Genomic DNA, 20,928 nt, shown 5'->3' with positions numbered 1-20,928 from the left:
TGATAATGGCGAAGAGGTCACACCCGTTCCCATGCCGAACACGGAAGTTAAGCTCTTCAGCGCCGATGGTAGTTGGGGGATCTCCCCCTGTGAGAGTAGGACGTCGCCAGGCAAATAGTAAAAGAGTAGCTCTTAGGAGCTACTCTTTTTTTGGGTTGAATTGAATTTGTTCGAAGAACATTAGGATTGACATGATCTCTCCTCGACCGCAGTGCGAGGGTAGGGAGGAGCAAGAAGGTCGAGGACGCAAGGGAGAGAAGACCGGAGTGTGGCCCCCACACGAGGATCTGAACGAGTGAAGCGGACGAAGAGATTCGCCGCTCATCACTAGCCGCAGCCTTCAGTGCCGATGGTAGTTGGGGGCTCCCCCTGTGAGAGTAGGACGTCGCCAGGCAAATAGTAAAAGAGTAGCTCTTAGGGGCTGCTCTTTTTTTGATTTGTTTTTTTGTTCGAAGAACATAAGGAATAATTTAACCGATCTCTCCTCGACCGCAGTGCGAGGGTAGGGAGGAGCAAGAAGGTCGAGGACGCGAGGGAGTGAAGACCGGAGTGTGGTTCCCACACGAGGATCTGAACGAGTGAAGCGGACGAAGAGATTCGCCGCTCATCACTAGCCGCAGCCTTCAGTGCCGATGGTAGTTGGGGGCTCCCCCTGTGAGAGTAGGACGCCGCCAGGCAAATGTGAAGAAAGAGTAGCTCTTAGGAGTTGCTCTTTTTTGTTTAGTTGTTATAAATGGATGATCGGTAAGATAATAAAAGGTATTAATTGGTAAAATACGCAATAAAAGAAAAAATGACGCAATTAAGGCTGAAGAAGACGCAAATAAAAAAATAATGACGCAATCCCCCTCGAAAATGACGCAATAAAGTCAAAAACGACGCAATCACGAACCAGCGACTCTATTTTAATCATAAATTGTTCCTCCAAATCTCCGCTAAAAGCTCCAATATCATCAATCCGCCAATATAGCCGCTGATCCTGACCATATTTTTTGCATATTTCCATCGCAGCTGCATGATTGCCCGTGATCCCCTGCCCCAATCCACCACCATTATCCATCACCTCCGTATCTCCCAGTCTATAACTCTCCAAAAGCACACCAAAGATATACCAACATCTTTTCACAATCTTTTTTATAGAGACATACACAGACTCGGTAAGAGCAACATAAGATTAAAGTACACTTGATTATTCTGTCAGTTGAAATGTTTATAATTATGTATACAATTGGTGGTTTTGAGGCAGAATAGATTGTATGGAGGTGGAGGGCCCTATGTTAAATCAGGAACGTAAGGCGGCTTTGGAAGAGTGCATCGTTTGTCACGTTGAGAAGAAGGTTGGAATCCATCTATACACATCGTTTATCTGCACAGAATGTGAGAAGGAAATGGTTCACACAGAAACGAATGATCCTCTGTATAAAACGTTCATACAAAGGCTGAAAAAAGTGAATACTCCTCAAATCTACTCATAACCAGAAGGTATACATGGTTATGATTTTTTTTGCTGTCAGAGTCCGGTGTTTTATGAGTTTCGTTGATTCACCGTAATACAAGTAAGATTTGGATTCCCTGAAGCATTGTAGCGGGTGGTTATGATACGATATGAGTGGATATTTACATTAAGGAGATAGATGGAATGAAGCGAGATCATACAAGAACCCCGCTGATTGAGGCGATCGAGAGGCATAGGTCCATACATCCTATTTCATTTCATGTGCCGGGGCATAAGAATGGTTTATTGGTGGAGGATCATCCCTTTTATCAATCGGATCTTACAGAATTAAGTGGCTTGGATGATTTACATGATTCCCATGAGGCGATTCGGGAAGCGGAGGAATTGCTTGGGGATGTGTATGGGTCTTTGGAGAGTCATTTTCTGGTGAACGGAAGTACGGTAGGAAATATTGCGGCGATTCTTGCTTCCTGTCAAACCGGTGATATAGTGTTTGTTCAACGGAATTGTCATAAGTCGGTGCTGAACGGGATCAGGCTTCGGAAGGCTGTGCCGGTTTTTATAGAAACAGAGTGGGATGACGCAGGGACGGCCCTTGGGATACGTTTGGATGCTGTCAAGGAAGCGATGAAGGCATTCCCACAGGTGAAAGCATGTGTACTCACGTATCCGACTTATTATGGGTTTACATACAATCTTAAAGAAATCATAGATGAATGTCATAAGCATGATGTCATCTGTATCATAGATGAGGCTCATGGTGCTCATTTTACATTGGGTCCGCCTTTTCCCGAATCTGCCATGGAGTGTGGGGCAGATATGGTCGTTCATTCCGCTCATAAGATGCTCCCGGCCATGACGATGGGATCGTATTTACATATTGGGAGTAAACGGGTGGATGCGCATAAGGTAAAAGACTATTTAACTATGCTACAATCAAGTAGTCCTTCGTATCCGATTATGGCATCCCTTGATTATGCGAGATCCTATGTCGGGACGTTTTTAAAAGAGGACTTGGATCAAATATTGGAGGGCATCCGTGAATTCATAAGCGGGATTGAACGGATCCATCCTCAGCTCATGGTTCAACAGGCACATGATCCATTGAAACTTATCATGAAGCTTGAAGGGCGAACGGGTTATGCACTCCAGGAGCTATTAGAGTCTGTGGGTGTCTATCCGGAGCTTGCTGATCCGAATCAGATACTGTTGATTCTTCCTTTAGTAAAGAAGGGTCTTTCGTTTCCGTATAAAGAAGCGATCGACAGGATAAATAAGGCGCTTGAGAATGAGCCTGTAGTGGAAGTCATTCCTGTGGAGGGGGTAAGCACCTCCTCGAGAAGGACACCCCCTTTTTCTACCCTGGCATTAACCTTGGAGGAAATGGACGGGAAAGTGGAAAAGTTGATTTCACTGGACGATGCAGAAGGAGAAGTTTCCGCAGGGATGGTGACACCTTATCCACCGGGCATTCCGTTGTTGGTGCCGGGTGAACGGATCACGGCTGAAGTTATCCGGCGGTTGAACGAATATATAGAGAATAAGGCGAACATACAGGGGCACCACCGATTGGCTAACCACTGTGTGTATGTGTATCGATAAAGCGGAGGGAAATAGATGACAAGAGGAATCTTCATTACCGTTGAAGGCCCCGAGGGAGCCGGAAAATCAACGATATTATCAGAGTTATATCAACAACTGCTAGAGGACGGAAGGGATGTAATCCAGACGAGGGAGCCTGGAGGCATTTCCATAGCTGAGCAGATCAGGGAAGTGATATTAGATACAAGGAACACGGAGATGGATAAGCGGACGGAAGCGCTGTTATATGCAGCTGCGAGACGTCAGCATCTGGTGGAGAAAGTGATCCCGGCACTTGAAGAAGGAAAGATTGTGATTTGTGATCGGTTTATTGACAGTTCCCTTGCCTATCAGGGAAATGCCCGTGGAATCGGGATGGAAGAAGTCATGGATATCAATCAATTTGCGATTGAAGATAAGATGCCGGATCTCACACTGTATTTTGACATTGCTCCCGAAGAGGGGTTAAAGAGGATTGCGAAGCATAATGGCCGAGAAGTGAATCGATTGGATCTCGAGTCGATTGATTTTCATACCCGCGTGCGTGAAGGGTATCAGAAGTTAATCAAACAATATCCGGATCGCATTCAAGTCATCGATGCCAGTAAGAGTAAAGAAGCGGTATTTGCTGATGCGTATGAAATCGTGAAGGGTTATTTAAACAAGTGAGGCTAATAGAAGAGACGGAATACCGGGCAAAATTCGTTGCTTGGTATTCCGTCTCTTTTTTAGATGAAGCATTGAAGTCTGTTCAATGATATAATAGAAGGAAGTAAATGGCTTTATAACGGAGGAATTCATTCATGAAGGTAATTATGGCAGTTGTACAGGATAAGGATAGTAATCGTTTGTCTAATGCCCTGATGGAACACAATTTTCGTTCGACAAAATTAGCGAGTACCGGCGGGTTTTTGAAATCCGGCAATACGACATTCATTATTGGTACAGAAGATATTCGTGTGGAGAAAGCATTGCAGGTCATTAAAGAAAACTGTCAGTCACGTGATCAGATGGTGGCTCCGGTGTCCCCTATGGGTGGAAATGCAGATTCCTATGTGCCTTATCCCGTAGAAGTGGCCGTAGGCGGGGCGACGGTATTCGTTCTCCCTGTAGAACAGTTCCATCAGTTTTAAAGTGAGGTTGGATCACTATGAAAATTAATCAGGACCACCGCGTGTCCTTAGATAGCGTGGCGAAAGATCAGAGAACTGGCGGTACGGGTCAAGTTAAGTTCGGCCAGCTGGTTCAGAAACATGATCAGAAAATGCAGATGGACCAGCTCAATAAGCTTCTTGGAACTATAGAGGATGCCGGCACCCGGTTAGCTCAGTCAAGGACGTTCAAAGATCTGGCCAAGTATAAAACATTGGTCAAGAAGTTTGTACGGGAAGCAGTCGACTTCGGAATGGACCTGAAGCAGTCCCATACTTGGAATCAATATGGTGAGGGACGAAAGCTGAATATCGTCGAGACGGTGGATCAGCATCTTGTCGGTTTAACGGAAGATGTATTGGATAAAGAAAAGAAGTCCATTGATATATTAGGGAAAATCGGCGAAATTAAAGGACTGCTTATTAATCTTTATATGTAAGAGAGTGATGTTAGGACATGTTGTTTGAAGAGATACAACCATTTCAGCCAGTCGTCCTTCAGATGCTACAGAATAGTATATTGAAGGATCGTGTCGCTCATGCTTATTTATTCGAGGGCGAAAAAGGGACACGAAAGAAAGAAATGAGCATCCTGTTTGCCAAAGCATTATTATGTCTGAACCGGGTAGATGGAAAGCCGTGTGAAGACTGCTCCAACTGCAAACGGATCAATCACGGGAATCATCCGGATTTGCATCTGGTCGAGCCTGATGGTCTATCTATCAAGAAGGATCAGATTAAAAGTCTGCAAGAAGAATTTTCGAAAACAGGTGTAGAATCCAAGAAGAAGATTTACATCATCGTTCACGGTGATAAGATGACAGCGAATGCTGCTAACAGCCTATTAAAGTTTCTTGAAGAGCCGTTAGCGGATACAACCGCGATTCTCATCACAGAAAATATTCATCGGATCCTGCCAACCATTCTTTCCAGGTGCCAGACGGTTTCATTTAAGCCATTACCGAAAGAACAGCTGACAAAAAAGTTATTGGAAGAGGGGATCCCCCCTCACTTTGCCACTCTTGCAGCCAACTTGACGAACCATTATGAGGAAGCTGTAGAAATATGTCAAAATGAGTGGTTTGCACAAGCAAGAATAATAGTGTTAAAATTATATGAAGTCCTCCAGAAAAGTCCCTTCCAAGCAATGGTCAAAATACAAGAGGATTTTGTACAGCACTTCAAAGAAAAAGATCAAGTCGATCGAGCATTGGATCTTTTACTTCTAATATATAAAGACTTACTTCATATCCAGTTAGGAAAAGAAGAGCAGCTCGTGTACCCGGACCAAAAGGAAAACTGGAAATCCAACGCACTTCAGGTATCAACCAATCGTCTTTCTACTAATATGACGGTGATCCTTGAAGCAAAACGCAAATTAAACGCCAATATGAATTCGCAGCTGCTAGTAGAACAGCTTATGCTAAAACTGCAGGGGTGATGGTCCTTTGTACGATGTTGTAGGAGTTCGCTTTAAAAAAGCGGGTAAAATCTATTATTTCGATCCGGGTGAATTGGACATTCAAAAAGATTGTTATGTAATCGTTGAAACGGTCCGCGGAGTCGAATTTGGTAAAGTAGTCGTAGAGAGAAAGCAAGTAGGAGAAAATGATGTAGTTCTTCCGTTGAAAAAAGTGATTCGGATCGCCGATCAAAAAGATCGAATGATCGTTGACGAGAACAGGTCGTCTGCAACGGAAGCCTATAACGTATGTTGTGATAAAATTAATCAGCATCAATTGGATATGAAACTGGTGGATGTCGAATATACATTCGACCGAAATAAAGTCATATTCTATTTTACGGCTGATGGACGTGTTGATTTCCGGGAGCTGGTGAAAGATCTGGCCTCCATTTTCCGTACGCGCATTGAACTTCGTCAGATTGGCGTTCGAGACGAAGCAAAAATGCTTGGTGGTATTGGTCCTTGTGGCCGCATGCTGTGTTGTTCAACCTTTTTAGGGGATTTTGAACCTGTGTCCATCAAAATGGCAAAGGATCAAAATCTATCCCTTAATCCCACGAAGATTTCAGGTTTATGTGGACGTTTGATGTGCTGTCTGAAATACGAGAATGACGAGTATGAAGCAGCAAAAGAAGAATTACCTGATATCGGAGAAGTGATTAAGACACCTCATGGAAAAGGTAAAGTGGTAGGTCTTAATATTCTGGAACGTATTCTTCAGGTCGAAATCAAAGAAGAAGAGCGGGTTCTGGAATTCACATTAGATGAAATTATGAACGAAGGTGCCGTATCATTCCAAGCCACAGAGTAACGGGGTGTAGTGTCGTGGATAAGAAAGAGTTCTTTGATTCAGTCAGTAACATGGAACAACAAATTGGTGACTTATATCATCAATTAGGTGAGCTCAAACAATGCCTAGCTGAAATGTTAGAGGAAAATAACTCTCTAAAGTTAGAAAATGAACATTTGCGCCGTAGACTGGAACAAACAGAGAACTCACCAAAAAAGGTACAATCAAACAGCGATGCGGGTACGACGAGTGAGTCAGACTTAGAAGATAAAACACTGGATATTGGAGAAGGCTATGACAACCTTGCTCGACTATACCAGGAAGGATTTCATATTTGTAACATACATTTCGGAAGTCCCCGGAAGGATGAAGACTGCTTATTCTGCCTTTCTTTCTTAAACAAGAAATAAAGGACCCTTCATTCTTCTGAATAGAATACAGATAAAAAGGACTGATCCACTTATAAGTGGGATTGGTCCTTTTTAGTGATTATACCGGTAACAACATATAATAGAAGAAAAATGGAGGAAAGGTATGGTCGAGTTAAAAGAAGATGAGCGTTTAGATTATCTATTAGCTGAAAACATGAGGATCATTCAAAGTCCTTCCGTGTTCTCTTTTTCAACAGATGCGGTCCTTTTGGCCCACTTCAGCTATTTACCGATTCACAAGGGTAAAGTCGTTGACTTATGTTCAGGGAACGGCATCATCCCCTTGTTACTTAGTGCAAGAACGAATGTCCACATAACAGGTGTGGAAATTCAGGAGCGGCTGTTTGATATGGCACTGCGGAGCGTCGAGTATAATGACCGGCAAGATCAGATCACAATGAAAATGGGGGATGTAAAGGAGATTGATCAACTCCTCCATCATTCTCACTATGATGTGGTAACCTGCAACCCTCCCTATTTCAATACGCCGCCAGGAGATAAACGAAATGTGAACGAGCACTATGCGATTGCCCGTCACGAAATATTATGCACCCTTGAGGATACCATCAAAGCGTCCAGCTATTTGTTGAAACAAGGCGGTAAAGCTTCTTTCGTTCACCGGCCGGGCAGGTTGATGGACATCCTCTCTTTGATGAGAAAGCATCGTCTTGAGCCCAAGCAGCTACGATTTGTTTATCCAAAGCCCGGGAGAGAGGCAAACACAATATTAATAGAAGGAATCAAAGATGGGAAACCGGACCTGAAAATCCTTCCTCCTTTATATGTGTACGATGAGCAGGGTGAATATTCCAAAGAAGTACATGATATGCTATTTGGACATCATAAAACAAACCAATAAACATGACCCGGGAGGTGAGTTTCACCATGAATCAGCAGAAAAGTTTTCAGGACAGTGAAAAAGGAAGCCTGTATCTTGTACCGACACCGATCGGAAATCTCGAGGATATGACGTTCCGAGCCATCCGAATGATGAAAGAAGCGACGGTGATTGCGGCCGAGGATACGAGGAATACCAAGAAACTTTGCAATTACTTTGAAATTGATACCCCAATCATCAGTTACCATGAACATAATAAAGAAACGAGCGGGCAGAAGCTGATTGAGCGAATGGAGAGAGGGGAGCTCGTGGCCCTTGTCAGCGATGCAGGAATGCCATCGATTTCAGATCCAGGTTACGAATTGGTGAAAGAAGCTATCGAACATGACATTGCCGTCATTCCATTGCCCGGGGCGAATGCCGCTCTGACGGCTCTCATCGCTTCAGGTTTAGCACCTCAGCCATTTTATTTCTATGGTTTTTTACATAGAGGAAAAAAAGACAAACGAGCTGAGCTTGAAACATTAAAGTCGTTGGAGGATACATTTATTCTTTACGAATCACCCCACAGATTAAAAGAAACCTTAAAAGAACTATATGCGGCTTTAGGAAATAGACAAATCGTCATCTGCCGAGAGCTCACGAAAAAGTTCGAGGAGTTCATCCGCGGTTCGATCGAGGAAGTGATCGAATGGGCGATTGAAGGTGAAGTGCGGGGAGAGTTCTGCTTATTGATCGAAGGGGCAGGTCCACAAGAAAAAGAAGAAGAAGACACTTGGTGGAGCAGCTATTCCTTGCAGGATCATGTCCAGCATTACGTAGATGAAGAAAGCATGTCATCAAAGGAAGCCATCAAACAAGTCTCAAAAGAGAGGTCCCTACCGAAACGGGAAGTGTACCAGGCTTATCACGTGGAATAACGGCAAAACAAAAAGGCCTGAGTCAAATGGACTCAGGCCTGTCATATAGCAATGAATTATTTTGATTGTAAAGATTCCTGGATTTCTTTCAGTAACTGATCTGCACCTTCACGGCTAAGAACTAATTTACCATTTGCAAGCTTGATGTTGTCATCAGAAACTTCACCAGTAATTTGGCAAGTCATGCTTGGCTTATATTTCTTCAAGATGATTCTTTCGTCATCCACATAAATTTCCAAAGCATCTTTCTCAGCGATACCTAATGTACGACGTAATTCGATTGGGATAACGACACGGCCCAGTTCATCAACTTTTCTTACAATACCTGTAGACTTCATTTGAGAATCTCCTCCAAATAAATATTATTATTTATCTCTATCTGTTTCGTCAATATTCGACAAATTTCATTTGCTGATACTATSATACCAACGATTAGGAATCTCGTCAATAATTAAATCTGTAAATTATTAATAATAAATGGATGATTAAGTCTTGTTATAATAAGCTTTACGCTTTGTTGTAAAAAAATGTATTACCAATTGAATATTATTGTAATGAAAGTAATAAAAAATAAGAGTGTCGAATTTTCTTTATCAATGGTATTAGTTCGACAAAGTTCGACAAATATCTCTATCCATTTCTACAAATCCTAAAATCAACATTGTATAGTTGCAGAAACCCTTTATTTTAGGTATATTTTGATGAGATAAGAGGTTAAGATGATAGGTAAGGTCAAGAATGGATGTATATAACAGACCTACCACTATAAACCATACGGAGTCTGACTTGGCTTTATGGGGGTAAGTGAAAAAATGAGGAGGAACAGGAAGTGGAAGAAAAGTTGAACACCTTCTATATTACAACGCCGATTTATTATCCAAGCGGAAATTTACATATTGGACATGCATACACCACGGTTGCCGGTGATGCCATGGCCCGTTACAAGAGAATGCGTGGATTCGATGTCATGTACCTTACAGGGACGGACGAACATGGACAGAAGATCCAAAGAAAAGCCGAGGAAGAAGGAATCACACCTCAGGCTTATGTTGACGGTATCGTAAGCGGCATTAAAGATTTGTGGGAGAAGTTGGATATTTCCTACGATGACTTTATCCGGACGACGGAAAAGCGTCATAAGGATATCGTGGAAAAGGTCTTCAATCAGCTTGTAGAGCAGGGGGATATTTATTTAGATCAGTATGAAGGATGGTACTGTACGCCATGTGAGTCCTTCTTTACGGAAAGACAATTAGAGAACGGGAATTGTCCGGATTGCGGACGCCCGGTTGAAAAAGTAAAGGAAGAGTCGTATTTCTTCAAGATGAGTAAATATGTCGATCGCCTTCTTGCTTATTATGAAGAGAATCCTGAGTTCATTCAACCTGAATCCCGTAAGAATGAGATGGTGAACAACTTCATTAAGCCCGGTTTGGAAGACCTGGCAGTTTCCCGTACGACCTTTGACTGGGGAGTGAAAGTACCTGGAGATCCGAAGCACGTCATTTATGTATGGATCGATGCTCTTTCTAATTACATCACGGCTTTAGGATATGGCAGCGAACATGATGCAAACTACTTGAAATATTGGCCTGCCGACGTCCACCTGGTGGGAAAAGAGATTGTTCGTTTCCATACGATCTATTGGCCGATCATGCTGATGGCTTTAGATCTTCCGCTTCCAAAGAAGGTCTTCGCCCACGGATGGCTTCTGATGAAAGACGGGAAAATGTCCAAATCCAAAGGGAATGTCGTGGATCCCGTTACCCTTATTGATCGATATGGTCTTGATTCTCTTCGCTACTATTTGTTAAGAGAAGTGCCATTTGGATCTGACGGTGTCTTTACGCCGGAAGGATTTGTAGAGAGAATCAACTTTGACCTGGCCAATGATTTAGGGAATTTATTAAATCGTACTGTGGCTATGATCAATAAATACTTCGATGGAGTCATTCCAACTTATGTTGATTCCAAAGGGGAATTTGATCAAACACTCCTGGATATGAATGATGAAACCGTAAAGAAATATGAAGAAGCCATGGAAAACATGGAGTTTTCAGTTGCGCTATCCAGCCTTTGGCAGTTGATCAGCCGCACGAATAAGTACATTGATGAAACACAGCCATGGGCTCTTGCAAAAGATGAAAGTAAAAAAGAAGATCTTGGCAGTGTGATGAGTCACTTGGCCGAATCGTTGAGAAGAGTGGCAGTCCTATTACAGCCTTTCTTGACAAGAACGCCTGGGAAGATCTTTGAGCAATTGAATCTGCATGATGAAAAGATGCACACATGGGAAAGTCTTGAGCGTTTCGGAGCAATCCCGGCGGGCACCGAAGTAGTCAAAAAAGGGGAACCTATCTTCCCGCGTCTTGAACTTCAGGAAGAGGTAGCCTTTATTAAAGAAAAAATGCAGGGATCTGCCCCTGTTGAGGAAGAGAAGAAGGAAGTTTCTGCACCGGAAGCCTCAGAGGAAATCGGTATCGATGATTTCATGAAAGTCGAGCTTCGCGTAGCTGAAGTACTTGGAGCGGAACCGGTTAAAAAAGCCGATAAACTTCTAAAGCTGCAATTGGATCTCGGTTTTGAAAAACGTCAAGTCGTATCAGGGATTGCGAAATTCTATCAGCCCGATGAACTCGTGGGGAAAAAAGTGATCTGTGTAACAAATCTGAAGCCGGTAAAACTTCGTGGGGAACTTTCCCAAGGAATGATCCTTGCCGGAGAAGAAAATGGAACCCTGTCTCTTGCTTCCATCGATCAGTCCTTACCAAATGGAACAAAAGTTAAATAAATAATTCTTTGTGATATATCAATAAAGGGATGTTCCACGTGGAACATCCCTTTATTATATAAATATAATGAAAGAATCGTGAAAAATAATGATGATGAAATAAATATGTTTGTTATTAATTATTTCAATATAGTTAAAATAGAGCGATAAACAGATGATTTTGGTTCTGTCACTAAAATGGATAAAATGAAGTGTGACTGTAATTGGAACTCTGTAAATAAAAAATATCCAAAGAAACCATAATATGTAATATGAATGTTACATGAATGTGATGCTTGTCATGTGTTTTTATATTAAACTTATCTTTATTACAAGGAGTGTCTTATATGCTATTTGATACACATGTTCATTTGAATGCTGAACAATTTGACGAAGATCTGGAGGAGGTATTGTCAAGGGCAAAAGAAGCTGGAGTCGAAAAAATGGTGGTTGTCGGCTTTGACCGTCCGACCATTAATAGGGCCATGGAACTCATTGGTCAATATGATTTTCTATATGCCGCAATCGGATGGCATCCAGTGGATGCAATTGATATGAATGATGAGGATTTAACTTGGATAGAAGAACTCTCACAACACCCTAAAGTAGTGGCGATAGGGGAAATGGGGCTTGACTATCATTGGGATAAATCCCCCAAGGATGTTCAGAAAGAAGTATTCCGAAAACAGATTCAACTAGCTAAGAAAGTAAAACTCCCGATCGTGATACATAACCGTGAAGCCACACAGGATATAGTGGATATTCTCAGGGAAGAAGGCGCGGAGGAAGTCGGAGGGATCATGCACTGCTTCAGTGGAAGTCCTGAAATCGCTCAAGAATGTGTAGAAATGAATTTCTATATTTCCCTTGGAGGTCCGGTAACGTTCAAGAATGCCAAGAAACCAAAAGATGTGGCTAAAGAAATCCCACTTGAGAAGCTTCTGATTGAAACCGATTGTCCTTATCTGGCCCCTCATCCATATAGAGGGAAGAGAAATGAACCGGCTTACGTGAAGCTTGTAGCGGAACAAATCGCTGAACTGAAAGAAGTGTCTTTAGAGGAAGTAGAAAAGATTACAACAGAAAATGCAATGAAATTATTCAACATAAAGTGACATAATATATTGTCGAGAATTGAGAGAGCTTGTCCAAATAGTAAATCAAAACAAAAAGTTCTACATAGGAATCGTGTTTCATAGGATAAACGTGTCGATAACTCTCTCTTTTCTTTTTCTTGCATTTTCTGCATAATATGTTTTGTGTTCCCTGGGTTGCAATATTTTGCTAGATTAGGTTAGAAGAAGTAAGGGTTGACAGTCACTGGATAACTCTATATAATCACTCCGAGAAAAGGAGGCGTTTTTCATGAACTTTAAAGCCATGAAAAGCCTGTTTTCCAAGTCTTTGAGTCGAAGGAAATGGATTGTTACAATCGGAACTATCGTAACATCGGCAGCTGTATTCGGAATTCTTTTTTATGAAGGATCCAAGAACACTGTAGCATTGACCTTAGACGGCGAGCAAAAAGAGATTAGGACGCATGCAAACACGATTCAAGATATATTAAAAGAATTAGAGATTTCACCCCGCTCAGAAGACTATTTGTACCCCTCGGGGAATACGAAGGTTTCAAATAACATGAATATTGTTTGGGAACCGGCAAAACAGGTAGGGATAGCAGTAGGTGGCCAGGAGAAAAAAATCTGGACGACTGCTGAAACAGTAAAAGAGTTACTCTCTGAAAATGAAATTCATGTAGGAGAGCATGATAAGGTCCAACCCGGCTTATCAGAAAAAGTAACAGGGAACATGAATGTAAAGATTGATCCTGCATTTTCACTTAAGCTTGTAAACGGTGGAAAAGAGCAAAAAGTATGGTCTACTTCGACTACGGTCGCTGACTTTTTAAAGCAACAAGGAATTACACTAAAAGATTCAGACCGTGTTGAACCAAGTTTAGACAAAATTGTTAAAGCAAATGATGTCGTAAATGTCGTTCGAGTTGAAAAAGTCACCGATGTAGTGGAAGAGACAAAGAATTTCACCGTTATTTCCAAGAAGGACTCCGACCTTTCAAAAGGAAATGAGAAAGTCGTTCAAGAAGGCAAAAACGGAAAAATTGAAAAGAAGTATGAAATCGTAAAAGAGAATGGCAAAGAGGTTTCCAGAAAACTAGTGAGTGAAAAAGTCGTGGAAGAAAGTCAGGATAAAATCGTGAATGTCGGAACGAAGGTTTTAGTGGCCCAGGTTTCACGTGGACGTTCATCAACCTCCTCATCCAGCGCAGAAGCATCAGCCGCTCCTAGTGGCGGGCAGGAGTTCTATGTCAGTTCTACAGCGTACACCGCTTCTTGTAATGGATGCTCCGGCCATACGGCTACAGGCATCAACCTAAAATCGAATCCGAATGTAAAAGTGATCGCAGTCGATCCTTCAGTTATTCCTTTAGGTTCAAAGGTTTATGTGGAAGGCTATGGATATGCTGTTGCGGCGGATACAGGCGGAGCGATCAAAGGGAATAAAATCGATGTATTCTTCTCATCCAAATCAGATGCGTATCGTTGGGGAAGAAAAACCATCAAAGTGAAAATATTGAACTAAGAGCAGGGTGTTTTCCTGCTTTTTTTTATTTCTCGGTTAAAACCGTTATAATAACTTTAAGTCTTCATTTATTAGACGAATTGAAATGCAAAAATGTTTCAACTTTTTTGGAGGAATTATGAAAATAAAAGAAATCATTGTAGTGGAAGGGAAGGATGACACGGTAGCCATTCAGCGTGCCGTCAATGCAGATACGATTGAAACGAATGGGTCTGCGGTGTCTCCAGCTACTTTAGAGAAAATCAAGCACGCCCAGGAAAAAAGGGGCGTTATCATATTTACGGATCCCGATTATCCGGGAGAGCGAATTCGAAAGATTGTGAGTGAAGCGGTACCCGGATGCAAGCACGCCTTTGTACATAAGAAAGACGCGCTGCCTAAATCAGGCAGGGGGATAGGTGTAGAACATGCAAGCCCAGATGTCATTAGGGAGTCCTTAAAAGAAGCTCATTTGTTGGATGCCGATCAGGCAGAAATCATTTCAAAGGAAGATCTGATCGATGCCGGTTTAATTGGAAGCCCTCAGTCAAAAGACAGGAGAATAGCCCTTGGTGAGAAGCTTAGAATCGGATACACTAATGGGAAACAACTGCAGAAACGATTACGGATGTTTAATATTCAAAAAGAAGAGTTCAAAAAAGCGTTAATGGAGATCATTCAGGAGGAAGAACATGCATAAAGATATTGCAACCCCGATACGAACGAAGGAAATCCTTACAAAGTACGGCTTTTCATTTAAAAAAAGCCTTGGCCAGAATTTTTTAATTGATCCCAATATTTTAAGGAACATAACGGAATATGCGGGGCTATCCGAGAAAACGGCCGCCATTGAAATAGGACCTGGAATCGGAGCACTGACAGAACACCTTGCCCGTACTTCAGGAAAGGTTGTAGCCTTTGAAATTGATCAGCGGCTGGTCCCGATCCTGGGGGACACCTTGTCTCCTTATGATAATGTGAAAATTATAAATGAAGATATCCTGGAGGCGGATGTTGAAGCGATCATAAACGAAGAATTTGAAGGATTCGACGATATTATGGTGGTAGCCAATCTTCCGTATTACGTCACCACACCCATCATCCTGAAGTTATTGATGGAGCGTCTCCCGATCAGGGGAATATGCGTCATGCTTCAGAAGGAAGTAGGGGACCGCATTTCGGCTCAGCCCGGGACAAAGGCATATGGATCACTGTCCATTGCCATTCAGTATTATACAGAGGCTGAGATGGTCATGACTGTCCCGAAAACGGTCTTTATGCCCCAGCCGAATGTAGACTCTGCCGTCATCCGTCTAACGAAGCGTGAGAAGCCTCCTGTAGACGTCATCAGTGAAGACTTCTTTTTTACCGTTACACGTTCGTCATTTGCTCAAAGAAGAAAGACGATCTTGAATAACTTAACGAGTCAGTTACCTCAAGGGAAAGAAAAGAAAGAGTTAATCCTGGATGCTTTATCTGCAGCAGGCATTGAACCTGCCCGCCGGGGAGAGACCCTGACAATACAAGAATTCGGCCGATTAAGCGATGAGCTGTATCCGAATTTTAAATAAAGCAAGGATCGATGGCTAAACGTGAAAGAGCGTTTAGCCATTTTTTTGTATATGTAAAGGGAACAGTCGAATCCCATTTTATTGACACCGAATATTCCGGGAATGCATAGGTTATCACAGGGAATATTTACTTAATGGATGATAAGGAAAGGCTGGAGAAGGGCAGATGCTGACCCTCCTCGGCTTGTTGATTTCCTATTTTGTTTTATCAACGAATGTTTAGCCCATGGGAGTGACTGATGTGAATATCGAAATCAATGATGTCGTAGGTCGCCTTTCATATCGATGTGATATTTTATTCAGGGTAATAGATATCCGCATGATAGATGGTCTTAAAACGGCAATACTGTATGGTGAAGATTTTCGATTAATAGCGGATGCTCCTTTTCATGATTTGAAGAAGATGGACCCTAGAGAACAGGACCGTATCACACAGGAGTTTCGTTCGAAAGAAGAACAATCCCTGGACCTGTTCCGCCAGGATATAGAGCTTCTCAAGTATAAGCAGGAATACAGAGTAACAAATGCTTATCGAGACGATTACAACTATTTCCAAGTCCCGGGGAAAGTGCTTCATCTTGATGGAGATCCCAGCTATTTAAGAAAATGCCTAGATCTTTATGAGAAAATTGGTGTTCCGGTAAAAGGCGTTCACTGCAGCGAAACAGAGATGCCTAACCAAATCGGATCCCTTATCGATAAATATAGACCGAATATTATTGTACTGACTGGTCACGATGCGTACTCCAAGTCGAAAGGGGCCAAGGCAGATATCAATGCTTACCGCCATTCGAAGTATTTTGTTCAGGCAGTAAGAGAGGCCCGCAGTAAATCCCCCCATCTGGATCAGCTTGTGATCTTTGCCGGAGCTTGTCAATCCCACTTTGAATCCCTGATCCATGCAGGTGCCAACTTTGCGAGTTCCCCTTCGAGAGTCAATATCCATGCCCTGGATCCCGTTTATATCGTAGCGAAGATCTGTTTCACCGGATTTAAAGATTCTGTGAATGTCTGGGATGTCATCCGCAATACATTGACAGGAGATAAAGGATTGGGTGGAATCGAGACGAAAGGTGTTCTTCGTACGGGAATGCCGTACAAGATAACAGAAGAAGAATAGGGAAGGTTCGACAAAACCTTCAAAGACCTTACAATTAATTGTAGGGTCTATTTTCTTTTGATGTGACATATACTGGTTGGGTGGTGGTTTTTAGCTTTGTCGGGCCTGATCGAGCCGCCTCCGCTTTTATTTTATCCAGCTCCAGGGCTTAGAGGCTCGAGGTCATAAGACGAGCCTGCCAAAAAGGCAAAGAACGCCTTTCCGCCAGGCTCGTCTTATGCTTGTCGCCTCTGGGCAAAGCCCTTCCGCTTTTAGTGCTATCCAGCTCCGGCGGCTAGTCCCTCGAGGTCATAAGCTAAATGGTCCAAGAAGGCAAAGAACGCCTTCTCAGCCCATTCATCTTATGCTTGTCGGGCCTGATCGAGCCGCCTCCGCTTTTAGTGTTATCCAGCTCCAGGGCTTAGAGGCTCGAGGTCATAAGCCAAGCCTGCCAAAAAGGCAAAGAACGCCTTTCCGGCAGGCTCGTCTTATGCTTGTCGCCTCTGGGCAAAGCCCTTCCGCTTTTAGTACTATCCAGCTCCGGCGGCTAGTCCCTCGAGGTCATAAGCTAAATGGTCCAAGAAGGCAAAGAACGCCTTCTCAGCCCATTCATCTTATGCTTGTCGGGCCTGATCGAGCCGCCTCCGCTTTTAGTGTTTACATAATTTTTCAACCTTTGGGGAATGTTAGGGTTGTAGAAAAAACGTACTTTTTGTTGAATAAAATATATTGACAGGTGTTCATACTTCTTGTTAAAATAATAAATTTATTTGACTAAAATTACATAATGTGTTATATTTAATAACAGTGAGGTGGAAGCGAAATGCCAAAAACATTAGCCGACATTAAAAGATCCCTTGATTCTAATCTGGGGAAACGTTTAATGCTTAAAGCAAACGGTGGACGTCGAAAAACAATTGAGCGTTCAGGTGTTCTAGCCGAAACGTATCCTTCTGTATTCGTGGTTCAACTGGATCAAGAAGAGAATGCGTTCGAACGAGTTTCTTACAGCTATGCAGATGTTCTCACTGAGACAGTTCAATTAACATTTTATGATGAAGCAACAGGAAATATCATCTTTAGCCAGCAGTAGACAATTGTTTGCTGCTTTTTTATTTGCTTAAAAATACATGATTTACATATGATGTATCAACATTTTTTGTCCTTTACGTACACATACTAACCATGTGGTGCATCTAAAGGAGGTAGACAATGAGTAGAAGAAGAGGGATCATGTCTGATCAATTAAAAGAGGAAATCGCTCAGGAATTAGGATTCTATGACGTTGTTCAGAAGGATGGCTGGGGCGGCATCACGTCCCGGGACGCGGGGAATATGGTAAAGCGTGCAGTTGAGCGCGCAAGCCGGCAGCTTTCAGAAAACCATCCACACTAACTCTTTTTACACATATGGATTACATCTTTTATCAGTGCCATATACAAAGGGTCGCCTGAAAAGTGTCATGCTTTTCCGGCGGCCTTTGTTTATAGGGGGCAAGACCATCTTTCCTATCAGTACTTTACGTGATAAAATAACATACTTATATGAGTATGTTTAGAAGTTAACACTCTCTATAATAAGTGTATGATACAATATAACAAAGAGTATTGGTAAGAAGGTGATGATATGAGGTTATTAGTAAAGGCGCCGGCAAAAATTAACCTATCACTTGATGTTTTACATAAACGTTCAGATGGTTACCATGAAGTTGAAATGGTTATGACGACAATCGATTTAGCGGATAGAATTGAACTGACGAATCTTTCAGACGATACGATCAAAATTCTTTCTCACAATCGATTTGTGCCGGACGATGGAAGAAACCTTGCCTATCAGGCTGCACATCTGTTGAAAGAGAAATTGAACATCAAGAAGGGTGTAGCGATTTCCATCGACAAAGTGATCCCTGTAGCTGCAGGGTTGGCAGGGGGAAGCAGTGATGCAGCCGCAACCTTGAAAGGGCTGAATCGCTTATGGGATTTAGGTCTTAGTATGGACGAACTGGCAGAGCTTGGCGCAGAAATAGGATCGGACGTATCCTTCTGTGTTTATGGAGGGACAGCTTTAGCGTCGGGAAGAGGAGAGAAGATTAAACATCTTCCTGCTCCGCCGAACTGCTGGGTGATCCTGGCAAAGCCGACGATAGGCGTTTCCACAGCCGATGTGTATAAAAATCTGGATTTGAAAAACATTCAACATCCGGATACGAACGCAATGGTTTCAGCTTTAGAACATGGGAATTATCGTGATATTTGCTCCAATCTCGGGAATGTACTCGAATCGGTTACATTGGATATGCATCCGGAAGTATCTCAGATAAAAGATCAAATGGAGCGGTTTGGTGCCGATGCCGTCCTCATGAGCGGAAGCGGCCCTACGGTATATGGATTGGTGCAATATGAATCAAGACTTCATCGAATCTACAATGGTTTAAGAGGGTTTTGTGATCAAGTTTTCGCAGTGCGTATGCTTGGAGATTAAGAGCTCTTGCCGAAATCCGTATATTAATGATATATTTACTTTATAATATTCGGATTTAGGAGGTTTCTTTGGTGAAGTTTAAGCGCAGCGAACGATTGATTGATATGACGCACTATTTATTAGAACGGCCCCACCAACTTGTTCCTTTGACTTTTTTCTCTGAACGGTACGGTTCTGCCAAATCTTCCATCAGTGAGGACTTGACGATTGTAAAGGAAACATTTGAAGGACGGGGTGTCGGTAAGGTCCAAACCGTTCCCGGGGCAGCAGGTGGAGTGAAATATGTACCAAAGGTAAACAGTCAGGAAGCTATGGCTATGATTGAAGAGCTTTGTGTTCACTTGGAAAGCTCCGATCGTCTATTACCGGGCGGGTATCTATATATGACTGACCTGCTTGGTAATCCTCAGCTCATGAAGAGTGTCGGGAAATTACTGGCATCTGCATTTGCTGAAAAAGATATTGATGTCATTATGACGGTCGCAACGAAGGGAATTCCGATTGCCAATGCGATTGCCTCATATTTGAATGTTCCAGTGGTCATTGTCAGACGGGACAGCCGTGTAACCGAAGGATCGACAGTGAGTATCAATTATGTGTCAGGTTCATCGAAGAGAATCCAATCCATGGTTCTTTCTAAAAGAAGCTTGAAGGAAGGATCTAAAGTATTGGTTGTAGATGATTTCATGAAGGCAGGCGGAACCATCAATGGAATGAAAAACCTGTTGGAAGAGTTTTCTGCCACCTTGTCGGGAATCGGGGTTTTGGTTGAATCCAATAGCATGGACGGTCGACTGGTGGATGATTATGTTTCATTGTTAAAATTGTCTGATGTAAATGAAAAGGATAAACAGATTTCCTTAACGGAAGGAAATTATTTTCAATCCAATCTAACATTTCTACCATAAGGGGAGGCATCTACTATGCGTGTAGTTTCTACTAAGGAAGCACCAGCAGCAATTGGTCCATATTCACAAGGTATTGTCGTTAATAATTTGTTCTATAGTTCAGGACAAATCCCATTAACGCCTGAAGGTTCAATGATCGAAGGAGATGTAGTGGAGCAGACTCATCAAGTGTTTCGCAATCTTCAAGCCGTATTAACGGAAGCTGGGGCCACATTTGAAACAGTGATCAAAGCAACGGTCTTCATCAAGGATATGAATGATTTCGGGGCGATCAATGAAGTGTATGGGGAATATTTCAGCAACCACAAGCCGGCCCGTTCTTGTGTGGAAGTAGCCCGGTTACCTAAAGATGCCCAGGTTGAAATTGAAGTAATCGCACTCGTGAAGTAATCTTCACGGGTGTTTTTTTGTATCAAAAAGAAGTATAGTTCAAACGAAATAGAAATAAAGATGAGAAAAATAAAATTTTTCAAAAAATTTTACAATTTAAGAAGGAATATCTAAATAATTCGTTGAATACATAGAGTAGATTTCATCTAGGGAAAAAGGTGGTGAACAGAATGGAAGTAACAGACGTAAGATTACGCCGAGTAAACACCGACGGTCGCATGAGAGCTATCGCATCTATTACGCTGGATAATGAATTTGTTGTTCATGACATTCGCGTTATTGATGGGAACAATGGCTTATTTGTAGCGATGCCAAGTAAGCGGACTCCGGATGGAGAATTCCGTGATATTGCTCATCCAATCAATTCGGGTACCCGCGGCAAGATCCAAGATGCCGTTTTAGCTGAGTACCATCGTTTAGGAGAGCTTGAAGAAGTTGAGTTAGAAGAAGCTGGGGCTTCCTAATAGGATCTATAGCATCAAGAGCCTACTTTTGTA

General features: G+C 42.4%; 24 protein-coding genes and 1 rRNA gene. 23 read left to right on the top strand and 2 right to left on the bottom strand.

The genetic code is table 11. From position 1 onward, the window contains the following. Positions 1–112 (top strand): 5S ribosomal RNA (gene rrf, locus AM506_RS18855); the annotation flags it as partial. 690 nt (positions 113–802) lie between these two features. Here rrf and AM506_RS18850 read toward each other — a convergent pair. Continuing rightward, positions 803–1,063: a hypothetical protein gene (locus tag AM506_RS18850; RefSeq protein WP_152968633.1), complete on the bottom strand. Its 261-nt coding sequence runs from the start codon at positions 1,061–1,063 to the stop codon at positions 803–805. A gap of 211 nt (positions 1,064–1,274) precedes the next feature. Between AM506_RS18850 and AM506_RS18845 the strand changes: the two genes are divergently transcribed. The 10 genes from AM506_RS18845 to rsmI all read left to right on the top strand — a co-directional run bounded on the left by AM506_RS18845 (position 1,275) and on the right by rsmI (position 8,632). Further along, a complete protein-coding gene (locus AM506_RS18845) occupies positions 1,275–1,475 on the top strand; it encodes a sigma factor G inhibitor Gin (protein WP_060674262.1) in 201 nt (66 codons plus the stop codon). Between the two features lie 164 nt (positions 1,476–1,639). Continuing rightward, positions 1,640–3,058, top strand: coding sequence for an aminotransferase class I/II-fold pyridoxal phosphate-dependent enzyme (locus AM506_RS18840; RefSeq protein WP_060674260.1), 1,419 nt, complete (start codon positions 1,640–1,642; stop codon positions 3,056–3,058). A gap of 15 nt (positions 3,059–3,073) precedes the next feature. Further along, entirely contained in the window at positions 3,074–3,706 is a 633-nt protein-coding gene (gene tmk / locus AM506_RS18835; RefSeq protein WP_060674258.1) for a dTMP kinase, read from the top strand. A 134-nt stretch (positions 3,707–3,840) separates the two neighbouring features. Further along, a complete protein-coding gene (locus AM506_RS18830; RefSeq protein WP_034762933.1) occupies positions 3,841–4,170 on the top strand; it encodes a cyclic-di-AMP receptor in 330 nt (109 codons plus the stop codon). 17 nt (positions 4,171–4,187) lie between these two features. Next, positions 4,188–4,628, top strand: a complete 441-nt coding sequence (locus AM506_RS18825) for a YaaR family protein (protein ID WP_060674256.1) — start codon at positions 4,188–4,190, stop codon at positions 4,626–4,628. A 17-nt stretch (positions 4,629–4,645) separates the two neighbouring features. Further along, the gene (gene holB / locus AM506_RS18820; RefSeq protein WP_060674254.1) at positions 4,646–5,629 is read left to right on the top strand and encodes a DNA polymerase III subunit delta'; all 984 of its coding nucleotides are present in this window, start codon (positions 4,646–4,648) and stop codon (positions 5,627–5,629) included. A gap of 7 nt (positions 5,630–5,636) precedes the next feature. Next, positions 5,637–6,464, top strand: coding sequence for a PSP1 domain-containing protein (locus AM506_RS18815; RefSeq protein WP_060674252.1), 828 nt, complete (start codon positions 5,637–5,639; stop codon positions 6,462–6,464). A gap of 14 nt (positions 6,465–6,478) precedes the next feature. Next, positions 6,479–6,853, top strand: a complete 375-nt coding sequence (gene yabA / locus AM506_RS18810) for a DNA replication initiation control protein YabA (protein WP_060674250.1) — start codon at positions 6,479–6,481, stop codon at positions 6,851–6,853. 124 nt (positions 6,854–6,977) lie between these two features. Beyond that, positions 6,978–7,733, top strand: coding sequence for a tRNA1(Val) (adenine(37)-N6)-methyltransferase (locus tag AM506_RS18805; protein WP_060674249.1), 756 nt, complete (start codon positions 6,978–6,980; stop codon positions 7,731–7,733). A gap of 26 nt (positions 7,734–7,759) precedes the next feature. Continuing rightward, positions 7,760–8,632, top strand: a complete 873-nt coding sequence (gene rsmI / locus AM506_RS18800; RefSeq protein ID WP_060674246.1) for a 16S rRNA (cytidine(1402)-2'-O)-methyltransferase — start codon at positions 7,760–7,762, stop codon at positions 8,630–8,632. Between the two features lie 56 nt (positions 8,633–8,688). On the opposite strand, the gene AM506_RS18795 is transcribed toward rsmI, so the two are convergent. After that, positions 8,689–8,970, bottom strand: coding sequence for an AbrB/MazE/SpoVT family DNA-binding domain-containing protein (locus AM506_RS18795; RefSeq protein WP_034762946.1), 282 nt, complete (start codon positions 8,968–8,970; stop codon positions 8,689–8,691). A gap of 491 nt (positions 8,971–9,461) precedes the next feature. On the opposite strand from AM506_RS18795, the gene metG reads away from it, so the two are divergent. From metG to spoVG, 12 genes are all read left to right on the top strand, one after another. Next, positions 9,462–11,423, top strand: a complete 1,962-nt coding sequence (gene metG / locus AM506_RS18790; RefSeq protein ID WP_060674244.1) for a methionine--tRNA ligase — start codon at positions 9,462–9,464, stop codon at positions 11,421–11,423. A gap of 326 nt (positions 11,424–11,749) precedes the next feature. Then, entirely contained in the window at positions 11,750–12,517 is a 768-nt protein-coding gene (locus AM506_RS18785; RefSeq protein WP_060674243.1) for a TatD family hydrolase, read from the top strand. A 250-nt stretch (positions 12,518–12,767) separates the two neighbouring features. Beyond that, complete coding sequence (locus AM506_RS18780; protein WP_152968632.1) at positions 12,768–14,003, top strand: G5 and 3D domain-containing protein; 1,236 nt, start codon at positions 12,768–12,770, stop codon at positions 14,001–14,003. Between the two features lie 118 nt (positions 14,004–14,121). Then, positions 14,122–14,682, top strand: a complete 561-nt coding sequence (gene rnmV / locus AM506_RS18775) for a ribonuclease M5 (protein WP_060674241.1) — start codon at positions 14,122–14,124, stop codon at positions 14,680–14,682. Beyond that, entirely contained in the window at positions 14,675–15,553 is an 879-nt protein-coding gene (gene rsmA / locus AM506_RS18770) for a 16S rRNA (adenine(1518)-N(6)/adenine(1519)-N(6))-dimethyltransferase RsmA (RefSeq protein WP_060674239.1), read from the top strand. The genes rnmV and rsmA overlap by 8 nt, the downstream gene beginning before the upstream one ends. 226 nt (positions 15,554–15,779) lie before the next feature. Then, positions 15,780–16,673: a sporulation peptidase YabG gene (gene yabG, locus AM506_RS18765; protein ID WP_060674237.1), complete on the top strand. Its 894-nt coding sequence runs from the start codon at positions 15,780–15,782 to the stop codon at positions 16,671–16,673. Between the two features lie 802 nt (positions 16,674–17,475). Beyond that, the gene (gene veg, locus AM506_RS18755) at positions 17,476–17,745 is read left to right on the top strand and encodes a biofilm formation stimulator Veg (RefSeq protein ID WP_032085220.1); all 270 of its coding nucleotides are present in this window, start codon (positions 17,476–17,478) and stop codon (positions 17,743–17,745) included. Between the two features lie 119 nt (positions 17,746–17,864). Continuing rightward, a complete protein-coding gene (locus AM506_RS18750; protein WP_060674233.1) occupies positions 17,865–18,047 on the top strand; it encodes a small, acid-soluble spore protein, alpha/beta type in 183 nt (60 codons plus the stop codon). 231 nt (positions 18,048–18,278) lie between these two features. After that, on the top strand, positions 18,279–19,133 hold the full coding sequence (ispE, locus tag AM506_RS18745) for a 4-(cytidine 5'-diphospho)-2-C-methyl-D-erythritol kinase (RefSeq protein WP_060674231.1): 855 nt from the start codon (positions 18,279–18,281) through the stop codon (positions 19,131–19,133). A 71-nt stretch (positions 19,134–19,204) separates the two neighbouring features. After that, positions 19,205–20,041, top strand: a complete 837-nt coding sequence (gene purR, locus AM506_RS18740; protein WP_060674229.1) for a pur operon repressor — start codon at positions 19,205–19,207, stop codon at positions 20,039–20,041. A 15-nt stretch (positions 20,042–20,056) separates the two neighbouring features. Then, complete coding sequence (locus AM506_RS18735; RefSeq protein WP_060674227.1) at positions 20,057–20,431, top strand: RidA family protein; 375 nt, start codon at positions 20,057–20,059, stop codon at positions 20,429–20,431. Positions 20,432–20,601: 170 nt separating this feature from the next. Continuing rightward, on the top strand, positions 20,602–20,895 hold the full coding sequence (gene spoVG / locus AM506_RS18730) for a septation regulator SpoVG (RefSeq protein ID WP_032085215.1): 294 nt from the start codon (positions 20,602–20,604) through the stop codon (positions 20,893–20,895). The last annotated feature ends 33 nt before the right edge of the window (positions 20,896–20,928 follow it).

The organism is Rossellomorea vietnamensis (assembly GCF_001305855.1).
Taxonomy (GTDB): Bacteria; Bacillota; Bacilli; order Bacillales; family Bacillaceae_B; genus Rossellomorea; species Rossellomorea vietnamensis_A.
Note: the sequence above shows the minus strand (reverse complement) of the source record. Positions and strands in the feature narration are given on the sequence as shown.

What these genes read in the sequence shown, in the direction of transcription:
- AM506_RS18750 (WP_060674233.1), top strand. Translation starts at nt 17,865, where the DNA reads ATGAGTAGAAGAAGAGGGATCATGTCTGATCAATTAAAAGAGGAAATC.
- AM506_RS18830 (WP_034762933.1), top strand. Translation starts at nt 3,841, where the DNA reads ATGAAGGTAATTATGGCAGTTGTACAGGATAAGGATAGTAATCGTTTG.
- AM506_RS18735 (WP_060674227.1), top strand. Translation starts at nt 20,057, where the DNA reads ATGCGTGTAGTTTCTACTAAGGAAGCACCAGCAGCAATTGGTCCATAT.
- rsmI (WP_060674246.1), top strand. Translation starts at nt 7,760, where the DNA reads ATGAATCAGCAGAAAAGTTTTCAGGACAGTGAAAAAGGAAGCCTGTAT.
- AM506_RS18785 (WP_060674243.1), top strand. Translation starts at nt 11,750, where the DNA reads ATGCTATTTGATACACATGTTCATTTGAATGCTGAACAATTTGACGAA.
- AM506_RS18780 (WP_152968632.1), top strand. Translation starts at nt 12,768, where the DNA reads ATGAACTTTAAAGCCATGAAAAGCCTGTTTTCCAAGTCTTTGAGTCGA.
- AM506_RS18805 (WP_060674249.1), top strand. Translation starts at nt 6,978, where the DNA reads ATGGTCGAGTTAAAAGAAGATGAGCGTTTAGATTATCTATTAGCTGAA.
- AM506_RS18845 (WP_060674262.1), top strand. Translation starts at nt 1,275, where the DNA reads ATGTTAAATCAGGAACGTAAGGCGGCTTTGGAAGAGTGCATCGTTTGT.
- spoVG (WP_032085215.1), top strand. Translation starts at nt 20,602, where the DNA reads ATGGAAGTAACAGACGTAAGATTACGCCGAGTAAACACCGACGGTCGC.
- tmk (WP_060674258.1), top strand. Translation starts at nt 3,074, where the DNA reads ATGACAAGAGGAATCTTCATTACCGTTGAAGGCCCCGAGGGAGCCGGA.
- yabG (WP_060674237.1), top strand. Translation starts at nt 15,780, where the DNA reads ATGGGAGTGACTGATGTGAATATCGAAATCAATGATGTCGTAGGTCGC.
- AM506_RS18840 (WP_060674260.1), top strand. Translation starts at nt 1,640, where the DNA reads ATGAAGCGAGATCATACAAGAACCCCGCTGATTGAGGCGATCGAGAGG.
- veg (WP_032085220.1), top strand. Translation starts at nt 17,476, where the DNA reads ATGCCAAAAACATTAGCCGACATTAAAAGATCCCTTGATTCTAATCTG.
- rsmA (WP_060674239.1), top strand. Translation starts at nt 14,675, where the DNA reads ATGCATAAAGATATTGCAACCCCGATACGAACGAAGGAAATCCTTACA.
- AM506_RS18795 (WP_034762946.1), bottom strand. Translation starts at nt 8,970, where the DNA reads ATGAAGTCTACAGGTATTGTAAGAAAAGTTGATGAACTGGGCCGTGTC.
- holB (WP_060674254.1), top strand. Translation starts at nt 4,646, where the DNA reads ATGTTGTTTGAAGAGATACAACCATTTCAGCCAGTCGTCCTTCAGATG.
- rnmV (WP_060674241.1), top strand. Translation starts at nt 14,122, where the DNA reads ATGAAAATAAAAGAAATCATTGTAGTGGAAGGGAAGGATGACACGGTA.
- AM506_RS18825 (WP_060674256.1), top strand. Translation starts at nt 4,188, where the DNA reads ATGAAAATTAATCAGGACCACCGCGTGTCCTTAGATAGCGTGGCGAAA.
- ispE (WP_060674231.1), top strand. Translation starts at nt 18,279, where the DNA reads ATGAGGTTATTAGTAAAGGCGCCGGCAAAAATTAACCTATCACTTGAT.